Below are 24,341 nucleotides of genomic sequence, written 5' to 3' on the forward strand. Positions count from 1 at the left end.
ACGGCATCGCCGCGGAGGCCGGCTCGGCGGACCGCGCGCTGGCACCGTCCAGCCCGGAGGTGGTCCGGTGCGCGCGAAGGACGCAGTGGGACGGTACGGGGAGGACGTGGCGGCGGCGCACGTCGTCGGCCGCGGGTGGGACGTGCTCGACCGCAACTGGCGGACGCGTGACGGCGAGCTGGACCTGGTGGCCCTCGACGGCGACGAGCTGGTGGTCGTGGAGGTCAAGACGCGGAGGTCGGTCGCCTTCGGGCATCCCGCCGAGGCGGTGACGCCGCGGAAGCTGGCACGGGTGCGTCGGCTGGCGGCGCAGTGGCTGGCGGCGCACGACGTGCACCCCCGATCGGTCCGGGTGGACGTGATCGCCGTGCTGCTGCCTGCGCGCGGCGCTGCCCAGATCGACCACCTCGTGGGGGTGGTCTGAGTGGTGCTCGGCCGAACCCTGGGCGTCGCGCTCGTCGGGCTGACCGGGCACGTGGTCGAGGTGGAGGCGCACCTCGCGCCCTCCCTGCCCGCGTTCACGCTGGTCGGCCTGCCGGACGCGTCGCTGGCGGAGTCGCGCGACCGCGTGCGCGCCGCGGTGACGTCCTCGGGCCTGGCGTGGCCCAACCGCCGGATCACCGTGAACCTCTCGCCCGCCACCCTGCCCAAGTCCGGCTCAGGCTTCGACCTGGCGATCGCGGTGGCCACGCTCGCCGGGGCGGAGGCGATCGACCCGGCGGGGCCGCACGGAGTGGTCCACCTCGGGGAGCTGGGCCTGGACGGTCGGCTCCGGCCGGTGCGGGGCGTGCTGCCCGCCGTCGCGGCCGCGGTCGCCGCCGGGTGCCGTCGGGTGGTGGTCGCCGAGGCGAACGCCGCGGAGGCGCGGCTGGTGCCGGGCGCCCAGGTGGTCGGCGCCACGAGCCTCGCCCAGGTCGCCGCGCGCTACGGCGCCGACATCGAGGTCACGGACGTCGACCCGGTGACCACCGAGCCCGTGGCGCGGCCTCCGGAGCGGTCGGCGCTCGACCTCGCCGACGTGGTCGGTCAGGACGAGGCGCGCGGCTGTCTCGAGGTCGCGGCGGCGGGCGGGCACCACCTGCTCATGGTCGGACCGCCGGGCACCGGCAAGACCATGCTGGCCGCCCGCCTGCCGGGTCTCCTGCCGGACCTCTCGGAGGCCGACGCGGTCGAGGTGACCGCGGTGCACTCGGTGGCCGGCGCGTTCGACCCGGGCGACGGCCTGCTGCGACGCCCACCCTTCGAGGACCCGCACCACACGGCGACGCCCGCCAGCGTGGTGGGCGGCGGCTCCGGGATCCCCCGGCCGGGTGCCGCGTCGCGAGCGCACCGCGGGGTCCTCTTCCTCGACGAGGCGCCGGAGTTCTCCACGGCCGTCCTCCAGACGTTGCGGCAGCCGCTCGAGCACGGCGAGCTGGTGCTGCACCGGGCCGCGGGCACGGCGCGGTACCCGGCTCGCTTCCAGCTGGTCCTCGCGGCGAACCCGTGCCCGTGCGGGCAGGCGGTGGGCAAGGGGCTGGCGTGCACGTGCCGCAGCGAGCAGCGGCGCCGCTACTTCGGCAAGCTCTCCGGGCCGCTGCTCGACCGGGTGGACCTCCAGGTCGAGCTGGGACCGTCCCGGGCCGGAGCCGGCGCGGGGGAGTCCTCCGCCATCGTCGCGGCGCGGGTGGCGGCCGCGCGGCAGGCGCAGTCGGAGCGGCTCGCCGGCACGCCGTGGCGCACCAACGGCGACGTTCCGGGCAGCTGGCTCCGGGACCGGCTGGGGCCCGACCGGACCCTGGTCTCGGACCTGGACCGCGCGCTCGACCGCGGCACGTTGAGCCTGCGTGGCGTCGATCGTGTGCTGCGCGTCGCGTGGACGTTGGCGGACCTCGCGGGCCGGTCGGCGCCCGGCCGCGCCGACGTGGGTCAGGCCTTGCTGCTGCGCACGCGCGGGCACGGCGCATGACCGGCGCGGAGGTGCTCGCTCGCGCGACCTGGAGCGCGCTGGCGGAGCCCGGTGACGCGGTCGCCGGTGCGCTCGTCGCCCTCGTCGGCGCACACGCGGGCCTCGCGTGGGTGCGGCAGGCGGTCCGGGACGGTCCGGACCTCTCCCGTCTCGAGGTCCGGCACGGCCCGCTCGGCGACTCCGACCGGGCGCGGATCGGGCGGGCGCTGGCCCGGTGGGCGGTCCGGCTGCCCGACTGCGACCCGCTGCGCGACCTCGAGCGCCTGGACCGGATGGGCGGCACCCTCCTGACGCCCGGAGACCCCCGGTGGCCGGCCGCGCTCGACGACCTCGGGGCCGAGGCGCCGTTCTGCCTCTGGGTCCGAGGCGCCTCGGACCTGGGCCGGTCGTCGGCGGGGTCGGTCGCGATCGTCGGATCGCGCGCGGCGACCTCGTACGGCGAACGGGTGGCCTTCGACCTGGCCGACGGACTCGCCGGGGCAGGGGTCTGCGTGGTCTCCGGAGGCGCGTACGGCATCGACGCGGCCGCGCACCGGGGTGCGGTGGCCCGGGACGGACGCACCCTCGTCCTGCTCGCCGGCGGGGTCGACCGCGCCTATCCGGCCGGGAACGCCCGTCTGCTCGAGGCCGTCGTGGGTGCCGGTGGGGCGCTGGCCTCCGAAGTGCCGCCCGGCAGCCTGCCGACCAAGAGCCGGTTCCTCCAGCGCAACCGGCTGATCGCCGCGACGGGCCGGGCGACGGTCGTCGTCGAGGCCGCGTGGCGATCGGGCGCCATGAGCACCGCGCACCACGCCGCACGCCTCTTGCGTCCCGTGGGCGCGGTGCCGGGGCTCGTGACGTCGGTGGCGTCCGCGGGCTGCCACCGGCTCCTGCGCGACGGCGTGGCCGTGTGCGTGACCGACGCCGCGGAGGTGCGTGAGCTTGCCGGGCTCATCGGCGCCGATCTGGCCGCAGATCCGGAGGCGGCGGCCGACGCACGCGTCGCGCGGCCACAGGACGGCCTGGACCCGGTGACGCGGCGCGTGCTCGATGCGCTCCCGCGCAGGGGGTCTGCTCCGCTGGACCGCGTGGCGAGCGTCGCGGGCGTGTCGGTGGCGGAGGCGAGGGGTGCGGTGGGCCTGCTGGAGCTCGAGGGCTGGGCGGCTCGGCGCGGTGACGGATGGGTGCTCGTGGCACGGTCGACATCATGACGTGGGCCCGGTGTCCAGAAGGCGCGCCGAAAGCGCTGCCAAGAGAACGAGGGTGAGCGGATCCGCGGGTGAAAAAAAAGTGCATCTGAACCATTGTTCATGTGCGAATCGGACATTCGGTCGGGATTCGCCCAGGGTTAGGCCGTGCAGGTGAAAGTGGTCCTTGTTCCTGGACGTGTTTCAGGTCACGGTACTCACATGAACCCGGTCGAGATCACCCCAGGAGCGCCGAGCCGCGCGCGCCTCCTGGCTGATTTCTCGGCCCACCTGGGCGCTCAGCGGGGATTGTCCGAGCACACCGACCGGGCGTATCTGTCCGACGTGGACCTGCTGCTCGGGTACGCGTCCCGCCACGGCCACACCACTCTCGACTCGATCGACCTCGGGGTCCTGCGCGGCTGGCTCGCCTCGATGGCCACCACGCACCACAGCCGCGCCACGCTCGCCCGACGGGGTGCCGCGGTGCGCACCTTCTTCGCGTGGGCCACGCGCACCCACCGCGTGCCGACCGACCCCGCGCTGCGCCTCGCGACGGCGCGGACCGCGTCGGCCCTGCCGACCGTGCTCCGCGTGGAGCCCGTGACGCAGCTGCTGGACCGGGCACGCGACCGGGCGACCGACCGCGATCCCGTCGCGCTGCGCGACTGGGCGCTCCTGGAGCTCCTGTACGCGACCGGAGTGCGCGTCGGAGAGCTGTGCGGCGCGGACCTCGCGGACGCGGACGTCTCCGAGCGCACCCTGCGCGTCGTCGGCAAGGGCGACAAGGAGCGGGTCGTCCCGTTCGGTCGGCCCGCCGAGACGGCGCTCGCCGCCTGGCTCGAGAGCGGTCGTCCCCACCTCGCCGTCGCCACCTCGCCGTCGGCGCTCTTCCTCGGGCTCCGGGGCGGTCGTCTCGACCAGCGCCAGGCCCGGTCGGTCGTCCACCAGTCCGCGGCCCTCGCGGGCGTCGACGACGTGGCGCCGCACGCGTTGCGTCACACCGCAGCTACCCACCTCCTCGAGGGTGGGTCAGACCTGCGCAGCGTCCAGGAGCTCCTCGGTCACGCGAGCCTCGCCACGACGCAGCGCTACACCCACGTGTCTGCCGAGCGTCTCCGCTCGGCGTTCCAGCAAGCTCACCCCCGCGCATGACGTACACGATGGAGTCGACGATGACGACGCAGCTGGACGCCGCCTTCCCGGTGCACACCCGTATGACCAGCACGGCACCCGAGGGCGTCATCCCGCGGCCCCGCCAGGCGGAGACCGACACCCTCGAGGCGACTCCCGTCCCGATCACGCGCGGCGTGCCCAGCCCGCGGACCCCGGTGGCGCCCAGCCGTTCCACCGAGGAGGTCGACGCCCTCTGGGAGAGCTACAAGACCACCCAGTCGCTGGCCGCGCGCGAGGGTCTGATCCTGCACTTCGCGCCGCTCGTCTCCGCCGTCGCCGGCCGGGTGGGCATGCGCCTGCCGAGCACCGTCGAGCAGGCCGACCTGGTCTCGTACGGCATGTTCGGCCTCATCGACGCCATCGAGAAGTACCAGACCGACCGCTCGGTGAAGTTCGAGTCGTACGCGTCGTCCCGCATCCGGGGCGCGATCATCGACGAGCTGCGCGCCATGGACTGGGTGCCGCGCTCGGTCCGCACCAAGGCCCGTTCCGTCGACCGCGCCTATGCCGACCTCGAGGCGAAGCTGCACCGCACGCCGACCGAGGACGAGGTCGCCGCGCACCTGGAGATGCCGGTCGAGGACCTGCGCGCCATCTACTCCCAGCTCTCCACGGTGAACGTGGCCGCGCTGGACGAGCTGCTCGGCGGCGGCGACGACCGTCCCGGCGGCGTCTCGCTCGGCGACACCCTGGGTGACGAGCGCACGCTCGACCCGGCCAGCTCGATCGAGGCCGCCGAGACCAAGTTCCTGCTGGCCCGCGCCATCGAGTGTCTGGGCGAGCGCGAGCGCATCGTCGTCGTCCTCTACTACTACGAGGGCATGACCCTCGCCGAGATCGGCCGGGTGCTCGGCGTCACCGAGTCGCGCATCTCGCAGATGCACACCGCGGCGATGGTCCGGCTGCGCACCCGTCTGCTGGAGGCCGAGCGGGTCTGATCCGCCCGGCACGAGGTCACCGGCCCAGCCCGGTGGCGTCGTCGAGCGGCAGCAGCACCACCGGCCCTGCTCCGGGCAGCAGCGTGAGCGGATCGACGTAGTCGCCGCCGACCCGCACGCCCCAGTGCAGGCAGGTGGCCGGCGCGCAGTGCGACCCCCCGAACGTGACGGTTCCCAACCGGGTGCCCTGCGCCACGAGGTCGCCCACGCTGACCGTCGGGACGACCGGCTCGATGCTCGACCGGCGCCCCGCAGCGTCGGTCACGGTGACGACGCCGCGGCCACCGACGCCACCCGCGTACGTGACGACCCCTCCGACCGGGGACAGGGCGTCTGCTCCGGGTGAGGACCGCAGGTCGACCCCGCGATGGCCCGCCGCCCAGGGCTGCGGAGGCGGCTCGAACCCCCGCGCCACGTCGGCCTCGGAGCCGAGCGGAAGTCGGTACGTCCCCACCGGCGCCGGCGCCCCGGGCGGACCCGCCGACCCGGCGGAGGCGACGGCGACCACCCCCAGGGTGAGCAGCGCGGCGACGGAGCCGAGCGCGACGGGGAGGCGGAGGGCCGAAGATCGACGGGTCATGGCGGTGATCCTGGGTGTCCTCGGCACCGGGCGGGGGTGCCGGCGACCCGGCTGTGGATGCCGACGCGCCGGCGGGTGGCTGTGGTCGGGTCGGGCGCATCGGTGCGGCTGGTGCGGACCAGGCCTCGCGATCGGCTAAACTTCTGGTGCGACCGGTCCGTACCGGTCGACTTCGCGCGTCATCCACCCGATCCGGGACCCCGTCAGCCACCTGGCCGACGAGGTCCGCACGACGGGGTCGATCACCGCAGCGGTCCGATGCACGTGCCTCGCGCAGTGCCCGGAGCGGCTGACGACATGACGCCAGGGGCGCCGACCAGCTGGTCGGAGCCGACAACCGAGATGCGGGCCCCGGAACGGGTCCGCCTTGACGCGTGCGCACCCTGCGGTGCGCGCCGGAAGGACGTGCCATGGCCGTCGTGACCATGCGCCAGCTGCTCGAGAGCGGTGTCCACTTCGGACACCAGACCCGCCGCTGGAACCCCAAGATGAAGCGCTTCATCTTCACCGAGCGCAACGGCATCTACATCGTCGACCTGCAGCAGTCGCTGTCGTACATCGACAACGCCTACGACTTCGTCAGCCAGACCGTCGCGCACGGCGGGACGATCCTGTTCGTCGGCACGAAGAAGCAGGCGCAGGAGCCGGTCGCCGACCAGGCCGCCCGCGTCGGCATGCCGTACGTCAACCAGCGCTGGCTCGGTGGGATGCTCACCAACTTCAGCACGGTGCACAAGCGTCTCCAGCGCCTCAAGGAGCTGGAGCAGATCGACTTCGACGACGTGGCGGGCTCGAACCTCACGAAGAAGGAGCTGCTCGTCCTGCGCCGCGAGAAGGACAAGCTGGCCAAGACGCTCGGTGGCATCCGTGACATGGCCAAGGTCCCCTCGGCCGTGTGGATCGTCGACACGAACAAGGAGCACCTCGCCGTCAACGAGGCGCGCAAGCTCGGCATCCCCGTCGTCGCGATCCTGGACACCAACTGCGACCCCGACGTCGTCGACTACCCGATCCCGGGCAACGACGACGCCATCCGCGCGGTCCAGCTGCTGACGCGCGTCATCGCCGACGCCGCGGCCGACGGTCTGCTCAAGCGTCACTCGGGTCGCACCGCGGCCGCCGAGGGCGCCGAGGCCGACGCCGAGCCCCTGGCCGAGTGGGAGCGCGAGCTGCTCGCCGGCGCCGAGGCCGACCTGGCCGGTGCCGCGGTCGCCGCCGACGCGACGGAGGCCGTCGCCGAGGCGACGACCGAGATCGCCGAGGAGGTCGTCTCCGAGGACGCCGTGGCCGAGCCGGTCGTCGAGGACGTCGCGGCCGAGCCCGTCGTCGAGACGCCGGTCGTCGAGGAGACGGTCGTCGAGGCTGCCGCCGAGGAGACCGCCGCCCCCGTCGAGGAGACCCCGGCCCCGGCCGAGGCCGCTGCTGAGGCTGCCGCCGAGGGCGACGCCGACTCCAAGTGACCCTGCCGGTGCCGGCGGCTCCCGAACGGGGCCGCCGGCACCGCAGCACGTCACCGGGCCTGCACAGGTCCCGCATCAACATCACGACACACGAGGAACGGACACGACTGATGGCGAACTACTCGCTCGCAGACATCAAGGCGCTGCGCGAGAAGACCGGTGCCGGAATGATGGACGTCAAGAAGGCGCTCGAGGAGGCCGAGGGCGACTCCGACAAGGCGCTCGAGATCATCCGGGTCAAGGGCCTCAAGGGCGTCGGCAAGCGTGAGGGCCGCGCAGCCTCCGACGGCCTGGTCGTCGCTCACGTCGGCCCGACGGCCGACGGCGAGGGTCAGACCGGCGTGCTCGTCGAGATCAACTCCGAGACCGACTTCGTCGCGAAGAGCCCCAACTTCGTGGCGCTGGCCGCCCGGGTGCTCGCGGCCGCCGTGGACTCCCCGGCCCGCGACGCGGACGCGCTGCTGTCCTCCGAGGTCGACGGCTCCAGCGTCCAGACGATCGTCGACGAGACGGCCGCCACGCTCGGTGAGCGCCTGGTCGTGCGTCGGCTGGCCCGCGTCGCCGGTGAGCACGTCGAGGTCTACCTGCACAAGGTCAGCAAGGACCTGCCCCCGCAGGTCGGCGTGCTCGTCGCCACCGACGCGGCCGGCGCCGGCGTGGCCCGGGACATCGCGACCCACATCGCGGCGTTCTCGCCCACGTACCTGACGCGCGAGGAGGTCTCGGCCGACATCGTCGCGAACGAGCGCCACATCGCCGAGGAGACGGCCCGCAACGAGGGCAAGCCCGAGGCTGCGCTGCCGAAGATCATCGAGGGCCGCCTGAACGGCTTCTTCAAGGAGAACGTGCTGCTCGAGCAGGCGTTCGCCAAGGACAACAAGAAGACGGTCGCGCAGGTCCTCGCCGAGGCCGGCGGCACGCTGACGGGCTTCGTCCGTTACCGCGTGGGAGCCTGACCCTCAAGGAATCGACGGTGGCCCCGGCCCTGCGGGGTCGGGGCCACCGTCGCAACCAGAACCACCCAACTCTCGTGGAGGCGCAGTGACCCAGGACGTCGAGTCGACACGCGGGGCTGTGCCGGAGCGGCGCGTGCTGCTCAAGCTCTCGGGAGAGACGTTCGGTGGCGGTGACGTGGGTCTGGCCGCCGACGTCGTGCAGCGCGTCGCCGCCGAGATCGCGGTCGCGGTCCGCGCCGGCGTCCAGGTCGCGATCGTGGTCGGCGGCGGGAACTTCTTCCGCGGCGCCGAGCTGTCGCAGCGCGGTCTGGACCGGGCGCGCGCCGACTACATGGGCATGCTCGGCACGGTGATGAACTGCCTGGCGCTCCAGGACTTCCTCGAGCAGGCCGGAGTGAGCACGCGCGTGCAGACGGCGATCGCGATGGGCCAGGTGGCCGAGCCGTACATCCCGCTGCGCGCCATCCGGCACCTGGAGAAGGGCCGCGTCGTGATCTTCGGCGCCGGCGCCGGGCTGCCGTACTTCTCCACCGACACCGTGAGCGTCCAGCGCGCCCTCGAGACGCACTGCCACGAGGTCCTCATGGGCAAGAACGGGGTCGACGGCGTGTACTCGGCCGACCCGCGCACCGACCCGGACGCGGTGAAGCTCGACCACCTGACCTACACCGACGCGCTGGTCAACGACCTGGGCGTGATGGACGGCTCGGCGCTCAGCCTGTGCCGCGACAACAACGTGCGCATGCGCGTGTTCGGTCTGGAAGAGGCCGGGAACGTCACGCGCGCGCTCCAGGGTGAGAAGATCGGCACGCTGATCACCGCCAGCTGAGAGAACTCTGCGATCGGCTGTGATCGACTCAGAACCACACGACATCACGAAGGAGCTCCGGTGATCGACGAGACCCTCTTCGAGGCTGAAGAGAAGATGGACAAGGCCGTCGAGGTCGCCAAGGAGGACTTCTCGACGATCCGTACCGGTCGGGCCAACGCCGCGATGTTCTCGAAGGTGTACGTCGACTACTACGGCAGCCCGACGCCGCTCCAGCAGCTGGCGTCCTTCAACGTCACCGAGGCCCGCACCATCCTGGTGTCCCCGTTCGACAAGTCCTCGACCACCGCGATCGAGAAGGCGCTGCGCGACTCGGACCTGGGCGTGAACCCGTCCAACGACGGCAACGTCATCCGCATCGTGCTGCCCGCCCTGACGCAGGAGCGCCGCAAGGACTTCGTGAAGCTGGCCCGTACCAAGGCCGAGGACGCGCGCATCTCGGTGCGCAGCGTCCGTCGCCGCGCCAAGGAGGAGCTGGACCGCATCGTCAAGGACGGTGAGGCCGGTGAGGACGAGGTCGCCCGTGCGGAGAAGGAGCTCGAGTCCCTGACGAAGAAGCACGTGGATCTCATCGACCACCTGCTCTCGTCCAAGGAGAACGAGCTCCTCGAGGTCTGATGAGTCAGACAGCCATCGCCGCCACCCGGACCCCCCGCCCTGGTCGTGACCTGCCGGTCGCGATCGTCGTCGGCGTCGCCATGCTCGTGGCGGTGGTGGCGTCGCTGTTCATCCGCAAGGAAGCCTTCGCGGTCGTCGCCGTGCTGTGCGTGTGCGCAGGACTGTGGGAGCTGGCGCAGGCGTTCACCCGCCGCGCCATCCACCTGCCGCTGCTCCCGCTGCTGGTCGGCGCCATCGGCATCCTCGTCTCCGCGTACACCGCCGGACCGGAGGCGCTGTTCGTCGCGTTCATGCTGACGGTCGGCGGGGTGGTCGTGTGGCGCGTGCTCGACGGGAGCGGTCAGCCCGCCCTGCGCGACGCCACGGCCGGCGCGTTCGCGGCCGCGTACCTGCCGTTCCTCGGCGGGTTCGTCATGCTCCTGCTCGCGGAGCCCGACGGCGCGGCCCGCGTGATGCTCTTCATCCTGCTCTGCGTCGCCAGCGACACGGGCGGCTACACGGTCGGCGTGCTGCTCGGCCGGCACCCGCTCGCACCGTCGGTGAGCCCGAAGAAGACGTGGGAGGGCCTCGCCGGCTCGATCGTCCTGGCCTGCGTCGTCGGGGTGGTCGGCGTCCAGGTGGCGTTCGGCGGCGAACCCCTGGTCGGGGTGTTCCTGGGCCTGGCCACCGTCGTGACCGCGACGCTCGGCGACCTCTCCGAGTCGATGCTCAAGCGCGACCTCGAGCTCAAGGACATGGGCCGGCTGGTGCCGGGCCACGGCGGGCTCCTGGACCGCCTCGACTCGCTCCTGCTCACCGCCCCCGCCGTGTACGTCGTCCTCACGGTCCTCCAGCCCGCCTGATCTCACCTGAAGGGGGGTACCCGCAATGACCGGTACACCCGTGCGTCTCGACCTGTCCTCGCCCAGCCGGGGACCCCGTGGCAAGCCGCCCAAGCACTTCGTCGACCTCACGCCCGAGCAGCGGATCGACGCCGTCACGGAGCTGGGGGAGAAGCCGTTCCGGGCCAAGCAGCTGGCGACGCACTACTTCACGCACCTGACCAACGACCCCGCGCAGATGACCGACCTGCCGAAGGCCACGCGCGACAAGCTGGTCGAGGGACTGTTCCCGCAGCTGCTCACCGCGCACCGCACGCAGACCGCGGACCAGGGCACGACCGTCAAGACGCTGTGGCACCTGTTCGACGGCGCCAAGGTGGAGTCGGTCCTCATGCGGTACGCCAACCGCACCACCCTGTGCGTGTCGAGCCAGGCGGGCTGCGGCCTCGCGTGCTCGTTCTGCGCCACCGGCCAGCTGGGTCTGACGCGCAACCTGTCGACGGCGGAGATCGTCGAGCAGGTACGCGCCGCGGCGCGGTCGCTGGCCGACGGCGAGGTCCCCGGTGGTCCGACGCGCCTGAGCAACGTCGTGTTCATGGGCATGGGGGAGCCGCTGGCCAACTACAAGTCGGTCATGGAGACGGTCCGCCGCCTCGTCGCTCCGGCGCCCGACGGTCTGGGCATGTCGGCGCGGAACATCACGGTCTCGACGGTGGGCATGGTGCCGGCGATGGACCGGCTGGCCAAGGAGGGCATCCCGGTGACGCTCGCCCTGTCCCTGCACGCGCCCGACGACGAGCTGCGCAGCGAGCTGGTCCCGGTGAACACGCGGTGGAGCGTCGACGAGGCGATCGACTCCGCGCACCGGTACTTCGAGATCACCGGCCGCCGCGTCTCCATCGAGTACGCGCTGATCCGGGACATCAACGACCACGCCTGGCGGGCGGACCTGCTCGGCGAGAAGCTCAACGCCCGCGGCCGCGGCTGGGTGCACTGCAACCCCATCCCGCTGAACCCGACGCCCGGTTCGAAGTGGACGGCGAGCGATCCCCGGGTGGAGCAGGAGTTCGTGGCACGCTTGCGTGCGCACGGGATCCCGACCACCATCCGGGACACCCGCGGCAGTGAGATCGACGGCGCCTGCGGGCAGCTCGCAGCGGAGGAGGACGAGTGAGCGACGGGATGTTCCGGACCGTCTCGGGCCTGAAGCAGGGGTACGACCCGGACGAGGTCGACGACTTCTTCGCGCACGCCCGGGCCGTCTACGAGACCGGCCCCGCGGCCGCGCTGGGCAGCAAGGACGTGCGGGGCGTGGCGTTCGACATGGTGCGGGGCGGCTACGTCACCGCAGCCGTCGACGCGGCGCTCGACCGGCTCGAGGCGGCGTTCGTGGCGCGGTCGCGCGCCGACTACATCTCGACGCAGGGCCAGCAGGCGTGGATGAACCGCCTGAGCGAGCAGGCCCGCACCCTGTACGGCCGGCTGGGCCGTCCGGACGGGGACCGGTTCGCCGCACCCGACGGCCGGCAGCAGGGGTACGAGCCCGCCGACGTGGACGAGCTGTGCCAGCGCCTCGTTGCGTACTTCGACAAGGGCACTCCGCTGTCGGCCGCCGAGGTGCGATCCGCGACCTTCCGTCGCCGCAAGGGCCGCAACGCGTACGCCGAGGGCCCGGTCGATGCCTTCCTGGCCCGCGCGGTCGAGGTGCTGCTCGGCGTCGAGTGAGCCGGTGACGACGAGACGGCCGCGCCCCCTCGGGGAGCGCGGCCGTCGTCGTCTCAGCCGTCCTCGCGCTTGAAGGTGCGGGCGCCGAACCAGAGGCCGAGACCGGCGAGGATGATCGTCAGCGCCGAGCCCCACAGCGCGGTCGCGCTGCCGAGGTCGCCCTCGAACTGGGCCCGGATGCCGGAGACCACGTGCTTGACCGGGTTGAGGTTCGACAGGGTGTTGAGCCAGGCCGGCGCGGAGGCCGCCGTGATCGGCAGCAGGATGCCGGACAGCAGGAGCAGGGGCAGCGCGACCCCGTTCATCAGGGGAGCCAGCGCGTCCTCGCTCTTGAGCGTGAGCGCGACGGCGTAGGAAGCGGACGCGAACGCGGCGGCGAGCAGTGCCGCCGTGACGATGCCGAGCACGATGCCCCAGAAGGGCGCCTCCAGCCCGAACAGGAACGCCACGGAGACGAGCACGACGCCCTGCACCGCGACGACGATGACGTCGCGCAGCACGCGACCGAGCACGAGCGCGGAGCGGGGTGCCGGGCTGACGCGCTCGGCCTCGATGACCCCGTCGCGCCACTCGCCGATGAGCCCGAACCCGACGAACAGCGCGCCGAACATGCCGAGCTGCACGAGCAGGCCGGGCACGAACAGCTGGTACGCGTTGGTGGCACCGAGCGAGGGGGCCAGCGGCTCGAGCAGCGGGCCGAACAGGGACAGGTAGAGCACCGGCTGGAGCAGTCCCATGACGGACCACACCGGGTTGCGCAGCGAGATCCGCATGGCGCGGCGGAAGACGGTGAGGGTGTCGCGGACGAACGTGCCGCGGCCGGTCTGCTCGTCGGTGAACGTGCGGGGGGCGGTGGTGGCGGTCATGCTGCGGCTCCGTCGGTGGACTCGGTCGGGCCTTCGCCGTCGCGCAGGGAACGACCCGTGAGGGTGAGGAAGACGTCGTCGAGCGTCGGGCGGCGAAGCTCGACCCCGTCCAGCTCGATGCCGTCGGCGTCGAGCGACCGCAGCAGACCTGCGATCAGCGTGCGGCCCTGCGGGACACGGACCTCGACGAGCGTGCCGTCGACCGTGGGCACGTCGGCGCCCGGCAGCTGGGCGGCGATGGCCGCGATGCGCGTGACGTCGGCGGGCCGCGTGGCACTGAGCAGCACGGCGTCGCCGCTGACCTGCTGCTTGAGCTCCTCGGGGGAGCCCTGCGCGACGATCGTGCCGTGGTCGATGACGAGGATGCGGTCGCACAGGGCGTCGGCCTCGTCGAGGTAGTGCGTGGTGAGGAAGACCGTGCTGCCGCGCTCGTCGCGCAGCCCGCGCACGTGCGTCCAGAGGTTGGCGCGCGCCTGCGGGTCCAGGCCGGTGGTCGGCTCGTCGAGGAACACCAGGCGCGGGGTGTGGATCAGGCCCATCGCGATGTCGAGCCGGCGGCGCTGGCCACCGGACAGGGACGAGCACTTGCGGTCCCACAGGCCGTCCAGCTCGAGCTGGTCGAACAGCTCGTGGCCCCGGGCGGTGGCGACGGAGCGAGCGACGCCGTACAGCAGCGCGTGGTCGATCACCTCCTCGCCGGCGCGGGCCTCGCCCGACGTGGAGCCGGACTGGGCGACGTAGCCGATGCGACGCCGGACGGCGCCGGGGTCCTTGCGCAGATCGGCGCCGGCGACGGTCGCCTCGCCGCGCGTCGGGCGCAGGAGAGTGGTGAGCATGCGGAGCGTGGTGGTCTTCCCGGCGCCGTTGGGGCCGAGGAAGCCGACGATCTCTCCGGCGTCGACGTCGAGGTCGACGCCGCGCACGGCATCGACGTTCCCTCGTCGGGTCGTGTAGGTGCGGGCCAGGCCGCGGGCACGGATCATGCGGGGTCCTCCTTCGGTAGGGGACCAGTATTCAAGATGGACTATTACTCGTCAACCTTGACTATTACGCGTTCTCCTCGGCCATCGCGATGATGACCCCCGGACCGACCCCCGCGGCGCGAGCGATCTCGACCTGCTCCGGGGTCGGTGACCAGAGGGGCGGTTCGCCCTGGAACGCGTACGCGCCGGTGCGGATCCGGTCGAGGTAGTCGCGGGCCCACTCCAGCTCGCCCTGGGTCCGCGCGCTGATCAGCCGGGGTACCTCGGTGGCGGTGTCGGGGGTGTCCTTGGCCGCGAGGATCTCCCGGACCTGCCTCGCCAGGTCGGCCAGATACTCCTCCAGCAGGGCGATCCGGCTGGTCACGGCGGCGACGACCTCGTCCCGGGAGAGGACGAACGACATGTTCACGGCGGTGAGGAACAGCGTCGGGTCGTCGACCGTGAGCAGTCCGGCACGCACGAGCGTGAGGAACTCGTCCTCGCCCGCCGCGGTCAGCCGGTACGTCGTCCGCGGCGGTCGGGGTCCGTCGGCGACGACGCCGACCTCCTCCAGCAGCCCCGAGCGGCTCAGCGACTTGAGGGCGTTGTAGATCGACCCCGGGTGCACGTGGGCCCACCGGTCGACCTCCCAAGTGACCAGCTCCCGGCGCAGGAAGTAGCCGTGCACGGGCTGGAAGATCCGCACGCAGCCGAGCACGAGGAGGCGGGTCGCGGACCCCGGGGGCGTCGCAGGGGCGGGCATGCGGCGATCCTGCCACGGGCCATGCACGAAGATGGGGAGCGTGACACAGCGCAGCGTCGTCCTCCTCGGGTCCACGGGGTCGATCGGTACCCAGGCCGTCGACGTCATCACCCGCAACCCCGACCGGTTCACGGTCACCGGTCTGAGCGCGGGCGGGAGCGACGTCGACCTGCTGGCCCGGCAGGCCCGCGAGCTCGGCGTGGCCACCGTCGCCGTCGCCGACCCCCGGGCCGAGGAGCGGCTGCGCGACGCGCTGCCGGGCGTCGAGGTCCTCGCCGGACCGCAGGCGTCGACGGAGCTGGCCGGGCGCGGCGCCGACGTCGTGCTCAACGGCGTCACGGGGTCGATCGGGCTGGGTCCGACGCTCGCGGCGCTGGAGGCGGGCAGCACGCTGGCGCTGGCCAACAAGGAGTCGCTGGTGGTCGGCGGGCGGCTGGTGCACGCCGCGCGCCGGCGACCCGACCAGATCGTGCCGGTGGACTCCGAGCACTCGGCGATCGCGCAGGCGCTGCGCGGCGGCACGCACGCGGAGGTCCGGCGGCTGATCCTCACCGCGTCGGGCGGGCCGTTCCGCGGCCGGTCGCTCGACGAGGTCAAGGCGGTGACGCCGCAGCAGGCGCTCGCGCACCCCACCTGGTCGATGGGGCCGGTGGTGACGATCAACTCGGCGACCCTGATGAACAAGGGCTTGGAGCTCATCGAGGCGCACCTGCTGTTCGACGTGCCCGTCGCGGACATCACCGTGGTGGTGCACCCGCAGTCCGTCGTGCACTCGATGGTGGAGTTCGTGGACGGCTCGACCCTCGCGCAGGCGTCGCCGCCGGACATGCGCCTGCCGATCGCGCTCGGGCTGTCCTGGCCGGACCGGGTGCCCGAGGCCGCACCGCCGTGCGACTGGTCCGCCGCGACCGCGTGGACGTTCGAGCCGCTCGACGAGCAGGTGTTCGGCGCGGTCCGCCTGGCGCGCGACGCGCTCGCGGCGTCGGCCACCCACCCGGCGGTCTACAACGCGGCCAACGAGGAGTGCGTCGAGGCGTTCCTGGCCGGGCGGATCGGGTTCCTCGACATCGTGTCGACCGTCCAGAGCGTGCTCGGCGAGCACGACGGGACTCCCGCGGGTTCCCTCACGCTGGACGCGGTCCTGGCGGCCGAGGTCTGGGCACGCGCCCGCGCGCAGGAGCTCCTGGCGCGCGCCTGAGTCAGTGCCCGAGCACGTGCTCGAGGAGGCCGCTCCACCGGCTCGCGTGGCCGGTGCGGGCCTCGGTCCGGTCCGCCCAGGTGGTCGCCTTGCGCGTCGCGGTGATGCCCGCCCACCGCAGGGGCTCCGGCTCCCACGCGGGGGAGCGGTGGCCCACCCACGGCAGCCTCGTCAGCTCGCTGTCCGACCCGGTGATCAGGTCCGCGAGCGTGCGGCCGGCGAGGTTGGTCATCGCGACGCCGTCGCCGACGTAGCCGCCGGCCCAGCCGATCCCGTCGTCGTCCAGCCCGACCGACGGGTGCCAGTCGCGGTGCACGCCCAGCGGCCCGCCCCAGTGGTGGGTGATCTCGGCCCGCTCGAGCACCGGGAACAGGTCCACGAGCTCGCGTGCGAGGTGGGCAGCGGTGGCGCGTGCCTGGTCGTGCTCCGGGCGGATGCTGGAGCCGACGTGGTACGGCGCGCCACGGCCGCCGAACGCGATCCGGTCGTCCGTCGTGCGCTGGCCGTACACGATGAGGTTCCGCGCGTCCGTGAACGTCTGGGCGCGGTCGAGCCCGATCTGCGCCCAGACCTCGGGCGGCAGCGGCTCGGTGGCGATCATGTGCGAGTACACGGGGGCGACCTCGCGGCCGGAGCCGGCCAGGTGCGCGCTCCAGGCCTCGGTCGCGCGGACCACGTAGCGCGCCCGGACGATGCCGTGGTCGGTGACGACCGCGCGCGGGGACAGCCGCAGCGCGCGCGTCCCCTCGGCCACCCGGGCGCCGCGGGAGAGCACCACGTCGAGCAGCCCGCGGACCAGTCGCAGCGGCTGGATGCGGGCGGAGTCCGGCGTGTATGAGCCGCCCACCACGCTCGTGGCCCGGATGTGCTCCTCGACCCCGTCGGCGCCGAGCAGGTGGGACTCGTCGCCCCAGCGGGCGTCGGTGGACACGCCCTCGGCGACGCGCTCCAGCTGCGGGCGGTTGCGGGCGAGCGTGACCGTGCCGCCGAACGCGAACCCGCACTCGATCTGCTCGGCCGCGGCCACGCCACCGACCTCGACGACGGTGTCACGCATGGCGGCGCGCATCGCCGCGGCGGCGTCGCGCCCGTGCAGGCGCGCCAGCTCGTCGCCCGAGACGGGCAGGAGGGCCGAGCACCAGCCGCCGTTGCGCCCGCTCGCGCCGAACCCCACCACCTCGGCCTCGATCACCAGCACGTCGAGGGACGGGTCCGACTCGAGCAGGTAGTACGCGGTCCACAGCCCGGTCAGACCGCCGCCGACCACGACGACGTCCGCCTGGGCGTCCCCGTCGAGCGGTTCGAGCGGGGCGAGGTCGGGCAGCTGGTCGAACCAGAGCGAGAGGGGCGCCGTCACAGGCGGGCCCAGGCCTCGGTGAGCACGCCGCGCAGGATGCCGGTGATCTCGTCGAACTCCGCCTGCCCGCAGGTCAGCGGCGGGGCGAGCTGGATGACCGGGTCGCCGCGGTCGTCGGCGCGGCAGTACAGCCCGGCCTCGTACAGCGCCCCGGACAGGAAGCCGCGCAGCAACCGCTCGCTCTCGTCGTCGTCGAACGTCTCCCGGGTGGCCTTGTCCTTGACCAGCTCGATCCCGTAGAAGAAGCCCTCACCGCGGACGTCGCCGACGATCGGCAGATCGAGCAGGCCCTCGAGCGTGCGCCGGAACGCCGGCGCCGACTCCTTGACGTGCGCGGTGATGCCCTCGCGCTCGAACAGGTCCAGGTTGGCATTGGCGACCGCCGCCGACACGGGGTGGCCGCCGAACGTGTAGCCGTGCGCGAACGACGCGTTGCCGGTCCTGAACGGCTCGTACAGCTTGTCGGAGGCGATGAGGGCTCCGATGGGGGAGTACCCCGAGGTCATGCCCTTGGCGCAGGTGATCATGTCCGGCACGTAGCCGAAGTCGTCGCACGCGAAGATCGACCCGATGCGCCCGAACGCGCAGATGACCTCGTCGGAGACGAGCAGCACGTCGTACTGGTCGCAGATCTCGCGCACCCGCTCGAAGTACCCGGGGGGCGGCGGGAAGCACCCGCCGGCGTTCTGCACGGGCTCCAGGAACACCGCGGCCACGGAGTCCGGGCCCTCCATCTCGATGGCGTCCCCGATGCGGTCGGCCGCCCACCGGCCGAAGGCCTTCGGGTCGTCGCGCAGGTGCTCGGGCGCCCGGTACTCGTTGGTGTTCGGCACCTTGTGGGCGCCCGGGACGAGGGGCTCGAACTGCTGCTTCAGCGAGGGCAGGCCAGTGATCGACAGGGCGCCGTGGGTGGTGCCGTGGTACGCGATGGACCGCGAGATCACCTTGTACTTGTTCGGCTTGCCCGTGAGCTTGAAGTAGTTCTTGGCCAGCTTCCAGGCGGTCTCGACGGCCTCGCCGCCGCCGGTGGTGAAGAACACGTGGTTGAGATCGCCCGGGGCGTAGGCCGCGAGCCGCTCCGCCAGGTCGATCGCCTGGGGGTGGGCATAGGACCAGAGGGGGAAGAACGCGAGCTGCTCCGCCTGGACGCGTGCCGCCTCGGCCAGCTCGCTGCGGCCGTGCCCGGCCTGCACGACGAACAGCCCCGAGAGCCCGTCGATGTACTTGCGGCCCTGGTCGTCCCAGATGTGGTGCCCCTGGCCGCGCACGATCGTCGGGACGCCGTGGTCCCAGGCGCTCTGCCGCGTGAAGTGGCCCCAGAGGTGGGCCTTCGCCGCCTCGGAACGCTCGGTACCGAGCCTCGTCAGTGGTGTCGTGCTCATCGGGTCCCCCAGTTGTAGAGCTGCTTGCGCAGCTTCAGGTACACGAACGTCTCGGTGGTCCGCACCCCGGGCAGCGAGCGGATCTTCTGGTTGAGCACCTCGAGCAGGTGGTCGTCGTCCTCGCACACCACCTCGCACAGCAGGTCGAAGCCGCCGGCGGTGATGACCACGTAGTCGACCTCGGGCAGTGCGGCGAGCGCGTCGGCCACCAGCGACAGGTCGCCCTCGCACTTCAGCCCGATCATCGCCTGGCGGGTGAACCCGACCTGGAGCGGGTCGGTCACCGCGACGATCTGCATGACTCCGGAGTCCGTGAGGCGCTGGACCCGCTGGCGCACTGCCGCCTCGGACAGGCCGATCGCCTTGCCGATCGCCGCGTAGGGTCGCCGGCCGTCCTCCTGGAGCTGCTCGACGATCGCCTTGGAGACGTCGTCGAGAACCGGGTGCCCGGGCACGGGTCTGCGTGTGCTCACCCGCCGATGGTGGTGCGCAGAGGGCCTCAATGCAAGGAATCCGTCGCGACAGGCCGTGTGAACTTCTGATTTCGGCGTTCACGCCCCCAGGATCGGCGCAACGGCCCCTTCTGACCTCCCGTAACGGGCGCGAGCGGCGTAGCGTGCGGCGCACCGACCGTGAGGAGAACTGACGTGAGCCAGGCCACCGACCAGACCGTCGAGCTGCAGAACGTGATCGGCGGCGCCCAGCGTCCCGCCGCGGACGGCCGCACGACGGCGGTGATCGACCCGTCGACCGGCGTCGAGTACGCCCGTGCGCCGCTCTCCGGGGCCGCGGACGTCGACGCTGCGTACGGGGCAGCCTCCGACGCGTTCACCACGTGGGGCCGCACGACGCCGGCCGAGCGCCAGCTCGCCCTCCTGCGTCTCGCCGACGCGATCGAGCAGCGCGCCGAGGAGTTCGTCGCCGTCGAGTCCCGCAACACCGGCAAGCCGCTGCACCTGACCGCCACCGACGAGGTGCCGCCCTGCGTGGACCAGCTGCGGTTCTTCGCCGGCGCCGCCCGGGTGCTCGACGGGCTGAGCGCGGGGGAGTACATGGCCGGGCACACGTCCTGGGTGCGGCGCGAGCCCGTCGGCGTCGTCGGCCAGGTCACGCCCTGGAACTACCCGCTGATGATGGCCATCTGGAAGATCGCGCCCGCGCTCGCGGCCGGCAACACGATCGTGCTCAAGCCGTCCGACACGACGCCGGCCTCCACCCTGCTGCTCGGGCAGGTGGCCAACGAGGTGCTCCCCCCGGGCGTGCTCAACGTCGTGTGCGGCGACCGGGACACCGGCCGCGCCCTGGTCTCCCACCAGCGCCCGGACATGGTGGCCATCACGGGCTCGGTGCGCGCCGGCTCGCAGGTGGCCGAGGCCGCCGCGGCCAACGTCAAGCGCGTGCACCTGGAGCTCGGCGGCAAGGCGCCCGTGATCGTGTTCGCCGACGCGGACCTCGCGGCGGCCGCCGAGGGGATCGCCGGCGCCGGGTACTACAACGCCGGGCAGGACTGCACCGCCGCCACCCGCGTGCTGGTGCACGCCTCCGTGCACGACGACTTCGTGGCGGCGCTCGCCGAGGCGGCCAAGGGGCAGCGCACCGGGGTGCCGAGCGACCCCGACGTCGCGTTCGGACCGGTCAACAACGCGCTGCAGCTGGACCGCGTCACCGGGTTCCTCGACCGGCTGCCCGACCACGCGTCGATCGTGACCGGCGGGCACCGGGTGGGCGACGTCGGCTACTTCGTGGAGGCCACCGTCGTCGCGGGGCTCCAGCAGGACGACGAGGCCGTGCAGGACGAGATCTTCGGTCCGGTCATCACGGTCCAGACGTTCACCGACGAGGACGAGGCCATCACGCTGGCCAACGGCGTCCGCTACGGACTGTCCAGCTCGGTGTGGACCCAGAACCACGGCAGGGCGCTGCGGGTGTCCCGGGCGCTGGACTTCGGGGTGGTGTGGATCAACACCCACATCCCGTTCGTCGCCGAGATGCCGCACGGCGGGTTCAAGCACTCCGGGTACGGCAAGGACCTGTCGATGTACGGGTTCGAGGACTACACGCGGATCAAGCACGTGATGTCCGCTTTCGACGCCTGAGCCGACGGATCCCGGGGTCGAATGTTCCATCCGTGCAACATTTTCGTTGCGGGCGGGTGCTTGGGCGACGGATTCCTTGCTGGACGGCCGTCTGTTTGCGAGGATCCAGCCACCCGTCGTCCTCGGCGGCACCCTCCGGCACCCTAGGAGCCTCATGAGCCCCCACCGCCGCCCTGCCCCCGCCGACCCGCGCGTCCGTGCGCTCGTCGCGCAGGCCTCGCACCGAGGGCGGCAGGCGAACCTGTCGCGGCGCTCGTTCCTGGTGGCCGCGCTCGGGACCGCTGGAGCGGCGGCGGTGCTGGCCGCGTGCGGGACCGGATCGCCGTCGGCTGCCGGCTCGAGCGCCGAGGACCTCTCGGACACCGACAAGATCGTCCGCTGGGCCAACTGGACGCAGTACCTCGACCAGGACGACGACGGCACCAGCTACCCGTCGCTCCAGGCGTTCCAGGAGACGTCGGGCCTGTCGGCCACCTACGCCGAGGACATCGACGACAACGACGCGTTCTACGGCAAGGTCTCCGGCCAGCTGAAGAACGGGCAGGACATCGGCTACGACGTCATCACGCTGACCGACTGGATGGCCGCGCGGATGATCCGCCTCGGCTACACCCAGACGCTGGACAAGGCGCGGATTCCCAACGCGGACAACATCCTGTCCAGCCTGGCCAACGTCGACTTCGACCCGGGCCGCACGCACTCCCTCACGTGGCAGTCCGGGTTCGCCGGGCTGGCGTGGGACAAGGAGAAGGTGCCGGGCGGTCTGCACACGCTGTCGGACCTGTGGGCGCCGGAGCTGGCCGGGCGGGTCGAGGTGCTCAGCGAGATGCGCGACACGGTCGGCCTGATCATGCTCGACCAGGGGGTGGACCCCGCGGGGGACTGGAGCGACAGCGAGTTCTACTCGGCGCTCGAGGTGCTCAAGGAGAAGATCGACTCGGGCCACATCCGGCAGGTCCGCGGCAACGCGTACACGCAGGACCTGGCGTCCGGCGACGCGATCGCGGTGATCGGCTGGTCGGGGGACATCACCTCGCTCAACTACGAGTCGGACGGCAAGTTCGAGTTCGCCATCCCCGAGTCGGGCGGGACGCTCTGGAGCGACAACCTGATGGTGCCCGTCGGCTCGCCGCACCTGGCGAACGCGGAGGACCTCATGAACTACTACTACGACCCCGAGGTCGCGGCGCAGGTGGCGGCCTGGGTCAACTACATCACCCCGGTGCAGGGTGCGCAGGAGGCCATGGTCGCCATCGACCCGGAGCTGGCCGAGGACCCGATGATCTTCCCGACCGACGAGATCCTGGCGACCGTCAGCGTGTTCCGGACGCTCGACCCGGACGAGGAGGAGCGCTACAACGGCGAGTTCCTCACCGTGATCGGCGCATGACGACGACCGCCTCCGCCTCCCTGGCGGATGCGACGGCCTCGGGTGGTGCCGCGCTCGAGATCGAGCGCGTGACCAAGGCGTTCGGCACGTTCGTCGCGGTGGACGACCTCACGCTCACCATCCCGTCCGGGTCGTTCTTCGCGCTGCTCGGACCGTCGGGGTGCGGCAAGACGACGACCCTGCGGATGGTCGCAGGGCTGGAGCAGCCGAGCGCGGGGACGATCTCCATCGGTGGCCGGGACGTGACCGGCACGCGGGCGCACCAGCGTCCGGTCAACACGGTCTTCCAGAGCTATGCCCTCTTCCCGCACCTGACCGTGCGGGAGAACGTGGCGTTCGGGCTCAAGCGCTCGCGCGCGAGCGGCATCCCCGGGCGCGTGGCCGACGGGCTCGACCTGGTGGAGCTCGGGCACCTCGCCGACCGCAAGCCGGCCCAGCTCTCCGGCGGTCAGCAGCAGCGGGTCGCGCTCGCCCGCGCGCTGGTGAACCGCCCGGCGCTCCTGCTCCTGGACGAGCCGCTGGGTGCGCTCGACCTCAAGCTCCGGCGCCAGATGCAGCTGGAGCTCAAGCGGATCCAGACCGAGGTCGGGCTCACGTTCGTGCACGTCACGCACGACCAGGAGGAGGCCATGACCATGGCCGACACGGTCGCCGTGATGAACCGCGGGCGGATCGAGCAGCTGGGCTCGCCGGCCGAGCTGTACGAGCTGCCGCGGACCTCGTTCGTCGCCAACTTCCTCGGGCAGTCCAACCTGGTGGCGGGGACCGTGACCGAGCGGCTGACCAAGCGCGGCCTGCTCGGCGTGGACGTCCGCGGCACGCGGGTGCTGGTCCCGCTCGCGCGCGCCGTGCGCACGGAGGGTGCCGTGCTCGTCGGCGCCCGGCCCGAGAAGATGCGGCTGCTGGTGGGCGACCAGGCTCCCGGCCGGGGTGAGAACGTGCTCGGCCCGGGGGTCGTCACCGACGTCTCGTTCATGGGCGTGAGCACGCAGTACCAGGTGGAGGTCGCCGGCCTCGGCACGTTCGGCGTCTTCGCCCAGAACCTGCTCGGCGGTGCCACCGTCACCGTGGGCTCCTCGGTCCGGCTGGCCTGGGCGGTCGACTTCACGTTCGGGCTCGACGGTGCGCAGGCTCGCGACGAGGGCACGGTCGACCTGGACGACGAGCCGTGAGCATCGCCACCGCTCTCGGCGAGAGCGCCTCCGGCGACTCGGCCCCACCGCCGCGGCGGACCGCCCAGCGCGCCCACCTCGTCCTGCTCGGGCCGGGCCTGGTCTACCTGGTGCTCTTCTTCGTGGTCCCCGTCGGCGCGCTGCTGGCCACCTCGCTGTACGTCCCGGTGCCGGGCGGCGACGTGGGGGAGTACCAGCCCGCGCTGCACTGGCAGAACTACACCGACGCGATCGCCCAGTTCTGGCCGGCCATCCTGCGCTCGTTCTGGTTCGCGTTCCTGGCCACGGTGGCGTCGCTGGTCATCGGCTACCCGCTGGCCTACGCGATCGCGGTCCGAGCCCGGGGTCGCAAGCTCCTCCAGGGGCTGCTCCTCGTGCTGGTCGTCGCGCCGTTCTTCACCAGCTTCATCCTGCGCACCATCGCCTGGAAGCAGATCCTCGCCGACGACGCCCTCGTGGTGACCCTCCTGCACTGGCTGCACCTGCTGCCCGCCGACGAGCGCCTGACCGCGACCCCGTTCGCCGTGGTCAGTGGGCTCACCTACAACTTCCTGCCGTTCATGGTCCTGCCCATCTTCGCCGCCCTGGAGCGGCTGGACTCGCGGCTCCTCGAGGCCGGCGCCGACCTGTACGCCTCGCCGACGACCACGTTCCGCACGGTCACCTGGCCGCTGTCCATGCCCGGGGTCGTCGCGGGCACGCTGCTGGTGTTCATCCCGGCCGCCGGCGACTACGTGAACGCGTCCCTGCTGGGCAACAACACCAACACGGCCATGGTGGGCCAGGTGATCGACGCCCGGTTCTTCAAGGTGCTCGACTACCCGACGGCCGCGTCGTTGTCCGTCGTCCTCATGGTCGCGATCCTGCTGCTCGTCGGGGCGTACATCCGGCGGTCCGGGACGGAGGACCTGCTGTGACCGCGGTGCTCGACCGCGTCG

24 protein-coding genes are annotated in these 24,341 nt (G+C 72.4%); 17 read left to right on the forward strand and 7 right to left on the reverse strand.

Annotation, left to right across the window (positions count from 1 at the left end; genetic code table 11):
* Window positions 1-67 precede the first annotated feature (67 nt).
* The 5 genes from ACO06A_RS16275 to whiG all read left to right on the forward strand — a co-directional run bounded on the left by ACO06A_RS16275 (window position 68) and on the right by whiG (window position 5,228).
* The gene (locus ACO06A_RS16275) at window positions 68-424 is read left to right on the forward strand and encodes a YraN family protein (protein ID WP_421733246.1); all 357 of its coding nucleotides are present in this window, start codon (window positions 68-70) and stop codon (window positions 422-424) included.
* Window positions 425-1,948: a YifB family Mg chelatase-like AAA ATPase gene (locus tag ACO06A_RS16280; protein ID WP_421733247.1), complete on the forward strand. Its 1,524-nt coding sequence runs from the start codon at window positions 425-427 to the stop codon at window positions 1,946-1,948.
* Window positions 1,945-3,138 (forward strand): DNA-processing protein DprA, encoded by a 1,194-nt coding sequence (dprA, locus tag ACO06A_RS16285; RefSeq protein ID WP_421733248.1) that lies wholly within the window; start codon window positions 1,945-1,947, stop codon window positions 3,136-3,138. The genes ACO06A_RS16280 and dprA overlap by 4 nt, the downstream gene beginning before the upstream one ends.
* A gap of 198 nt (window positions 3,139-3,336) precedes the next feature.
* Complete coding sequence (locus ACO06A_RS16290; protein ID WP_421733249.1) at window positions 3,337-4,269, forward strand: tyrosine recombinase XerC; 933 nt, start codon at window positions 3,337-3,339, stop codon at window positions 4,267-4,269.
* Between the two features lie 20 nt (window positions 4,270-4,289).
* Window positions 4,290-5,228: an RNA polymerase sigma factor WhiG gene (gene whiG, locus ACO06A_RS16295; protein WP_421733250.1), complete on the forward strand. Its 939-nt coding sequence runs from the start codon at window positions 4,290-4,292 to the stop codon at window positions 5,226-5,228.
* A gap of 16 nt (window positions 5,229-5,244) precedes the next feature.
* On the opposite strand, the gene ACO06A_RS16300 is transcribed toward whiG, so the two are convergent.
* Window positions 5,245-5,808 carry a M23 family metallopeptidase gene (locus ACO06A_RS16300; RefSeq protein WP_421733251.1) on the reverse strand — a complete coding sequence of 188 codons (564 nt, stop codon included), beginning with the start codon at window positions 5,806-5,808 and terminating at the stop codon, window positions 5,245-5,247.
* A 410-nt stretch (window positions 5,809-6,218) separates the two neighbouring features.
* Here ACO06A_RS16300 and rpsB point away from each other — a divergent pair, with 410 nt between their 5' ends.
* From rpsB to ACO06A_RS16335, 7 genes are all read left to right on the forward strand, one after another.
* Window positions 6,219-7,268 carry a 30S ribosomal protein S2 gene (rpsB, locus tag ACO06A_RS16305; RefSeq protein ID WP_421733252.1) on the forward strand — a complete coding sequence of 350 codons (1,050 nt, stop codon included), beginning with the start codon at window positions 6,219-6,221 and terminating at the stop codon, window positions 7,266-7,268.
* Between the two features lie 110 nt (window positions 7,269-7,378).
* Complete coding sequence (tsf, locus tag ACO06A_RS16310; protein WP_421733253.1) at window positions 7,379-8,224, forward strand: translation elongation factor Ts; 846 nt, start codon at window positions 7,379-7,381, stop codon at window positions 8,222-8,224.
* A gap of 85 nt (window positions 8,225-8,309) precedes the next feature.
* Window positions 8,310-9,053: a UMP kinase gene (gene pyrH / locus ACO06A_RS16315; RefSeq protein ID WP_343048091.1), complete on the forward strand. Its 744-nt coding sequence runs from the start codon at window positions 8,310-8,312 to the stop codon at window positions 9,051-9,053.
* A gap of 60 nt (window positions 9,054-9,113) precedes the next feature.
* Window positions 9,114-9,671 (forward strand): ribosome recycling factor, encoded by a 558-nt coding sequence (gene frr / locus ACO06A_RS16320; RefSeq protein ID WP_421733254.1) that lies wholly within the window; start codon window positions 9,114-9,116, stop codon window positions 9,669-9,671.
* Window positions 9,671-10,513 (forward strand): phosphatidate cytidylyltransferase, encoded by an 843-nt coding sequence (locus ACO06A_RS16325; protein ID WP_175347480.1) that lies wholly within the window; start codon window positions 9,671-9,673, stop codon window positions 10,511-10,513. Before frr ends, ACO06A_RS16325 begins: the two co-directional genes overlap by 1 nt.
* 25 nt (window positions 10,514-10,538) lie before the next feature.
* The gene (gene rlmN, locus ACO06A_RS16330) at window positions 10,539-11,666 is read left to right on the forward strand and encodes a 23S rRNA (adenine(2503)-C(2))-methyltransferase RlmN (RefSeq protein WP_175347479.1); all 1,128 of its coding nucleotides are present in this window, start codon (window positions 10,539-10,541) and stop codon (window positions 11,664-11,666) included.
* Window positions 11,663-12,217, forward strand: coding sequence for a DivIVA domain-containing protein (locus ACO06A_RS16335; RefSeq protein WP_175347478.1), 555 nt, complete (start codon window positions 11,663-11,665; stop codon window positions 12,215-12,217). The genes rlmN and ACO06A_RS16335 overlap by 4 nt, the downstream gene beginning before the upstream one ends.
* 53 nt (window positions 12,218-12,270) lie before the next feature.
* Here ACO06A_RS16335 and ACO06A_RS16340 read toward each other — a convergent pair whose 3' ends face one another.
* From ACO06A_RS16340 to ACO06A_RS16350, 3 genes are all read right to left on the reverse strand, one after another.
* Window positions 12,271-13,083, reverse strand: a complete 813-nt coding sequence (locus ACO06A_RS16340; protein WP_421733255.1) for an ABC transporter permease — start codon at window positions 13,081-13,083, stop codon at window positions 12,271-12,273.
* Window positions 13,080-14,066, reverse strand: coding sequence for an ATP-binding cassette domain-containing protein (locus tag ACO06A_RS16345; protein WP_421733256.1), 987 nt, complete (start codon window positions 14,064-14,066; stop codon window positions 13,080-13,082). The genes ACO06A_RS16340 and ACO06A_RS16345 overlap by 4 nt, the downstream gene beginning before the upstream one ends.
* A 64-nt stretch (window positions 14,067-14,130) precedes the next feature.
* Window positions 14,131-14,808, reverse strand: a complete 678-nt coding sequence (locus ACO06A_RS16350; protein ID WP_421733257.1) for a PadR family transcriptional regulator — start codon at window positions 14,806-14,808, stop codon at window positions 14,131-14,133.
* A gap of 40 nt (window positions 14,809-14,848) precedes the next feature.
* On the opposite strand from ACO06A_RS16350, the gene dxr reads away from it, so the two are divergent.
* A complete protein-coding gene (gene dxr / locus ACO06A_RS16355; RefSeq protein WP_421733258.1) occupies window positions 14,849-16,006 on the forward strand; it encodes a 1-deoxy-D-xylulose-5-phosphate reductoisomerase in 1,158 nt (385 codons plus the stop codon).
* 1 nt (window position 16,007) lies between these two features.
* Here dxr and ACO06A_RS16360 read toward each other — a convergent pair whose 3' ends face one another.
* Genes ACO06A_RS16360 through ACO06A_RS16370 form a run of 3 tightly spaced genes read right to left on the reverse strand, consistent with a single transcriptional unit; the run spans window position 16,008 to window position 19,218 of the window.
* Window positions 16,008-17,363, reverse strand: coding sequence for an NAD(P)/FAD-dependent oxidoreductase (locus tag ACO06A_RS16360; RefSeq protein WP_421733259.1), 1,356 nt, complete (start codon window positions 17,361-17,363; stop codon window positions 16,008-16,010).
* Window positions 17,360-18,745, reverse strand: a complete 1,386-nt coding sequence (locus ACO06A_RS16365; RefSeq protein ID WP_421733260.1) for an aspartate aminotransferase family protein — start codon at window positions 18,743-18,745, stop codon at window positions 17,360-17,362. The genes ACO06A_RS16360 and ACO06A_RS16365 overlap by 4 nt, the downstream gene beginning before the upstream one ends.
* Window positions 18,742-19,218, reverse strand: coding sequence for an Lrp/AsnC family transcriptional regulator (locus ACO06A_RS16370; RefSeq protein ID WP_421733261.1), 477 nt, complete (start codon window positions 19,216-19,218; stop codon window positions 18,742-18,744). Before ACO06A_RS16370 ends, ACO06A_RS16365 begins: the two co-directional genes overlap by 4 nt.
* A 174-nt stretch (window positions 19,219-19,392) precedes the next feature.
* On the opposite strand from ACO06A_RS16370, the gene ACO06A_RS16375 reads away from it, so the two are divergent.
* From ACO06A_RS16375 to ACO06A_RS16390, 4 genes are all read left to right on the forward strand, one after another.
* Window positions 19,393-20,841 (forward strand): gamma-aminobutyraldehyde dehydrogenase, encoded by a 1,449-nt coding sequence (locus ACO06A_RS16375; protein WP_421733262.1) that lies wholly within the window; start codon window positions 19,393-19,395, stop codon window positions 20,839-20,841.
* Between the two features lie 154 nt (window positions 20,842-20,995).
* Window positions 20,996-22,231, forward strand: a complete 1,236-nt coding sequence (locus tag ACO06A_RS16380) for an ABC transporter substrate-binding protein (RefSeq protein ID WP_421733264.1) — start codon at window positions 20,996-20,998, stop codon at window positions 22,229-22,231.
* On the forward strand, window positions 22,228-23,403 hold the full coding sequence (locus ACO06A_RS16385; protein WP_421733265.1) for an ABC transporter ATP-binding protein: 1,176 nt from the start codon (window positions 22,228-22,230) through the stop codon (window positions 23,401-23,403). Before ACO06A_RS16380 ends, ACO06A_RS16385 begins: the two co-directional genes overlap by 4 nt.
* Window positions 23,400-24,320 carry an ABC transporter permease gene (locus ACO06A_RS16390; RefSeq protein WP_421733266.1) on the forward strand — a complete coding sequence of 307 codons (921 nt, stop codon included), beginning with the start codon at window positions 23,400-23,402 and terminating at the stop codon, window positions 24,318-24,320. The genes ACO06A_RS16385 and ACO06A_RS16390 overlap by 4 nt, the downstream gene beginning before the upstream one ends.
* The last annotated feature ends 21 nt before the right edge of the window (window positions 24,321-24,341 follow it).

Source organism: Cellulomonas sp. (genome assembly GCF_965229465.1).
Classification (GTDB): domain Bacteria; phylum Actinomycetota; class Actinomycetes; order Actinomycetales; family Cellulomonadaceae; genus Cellulomonas.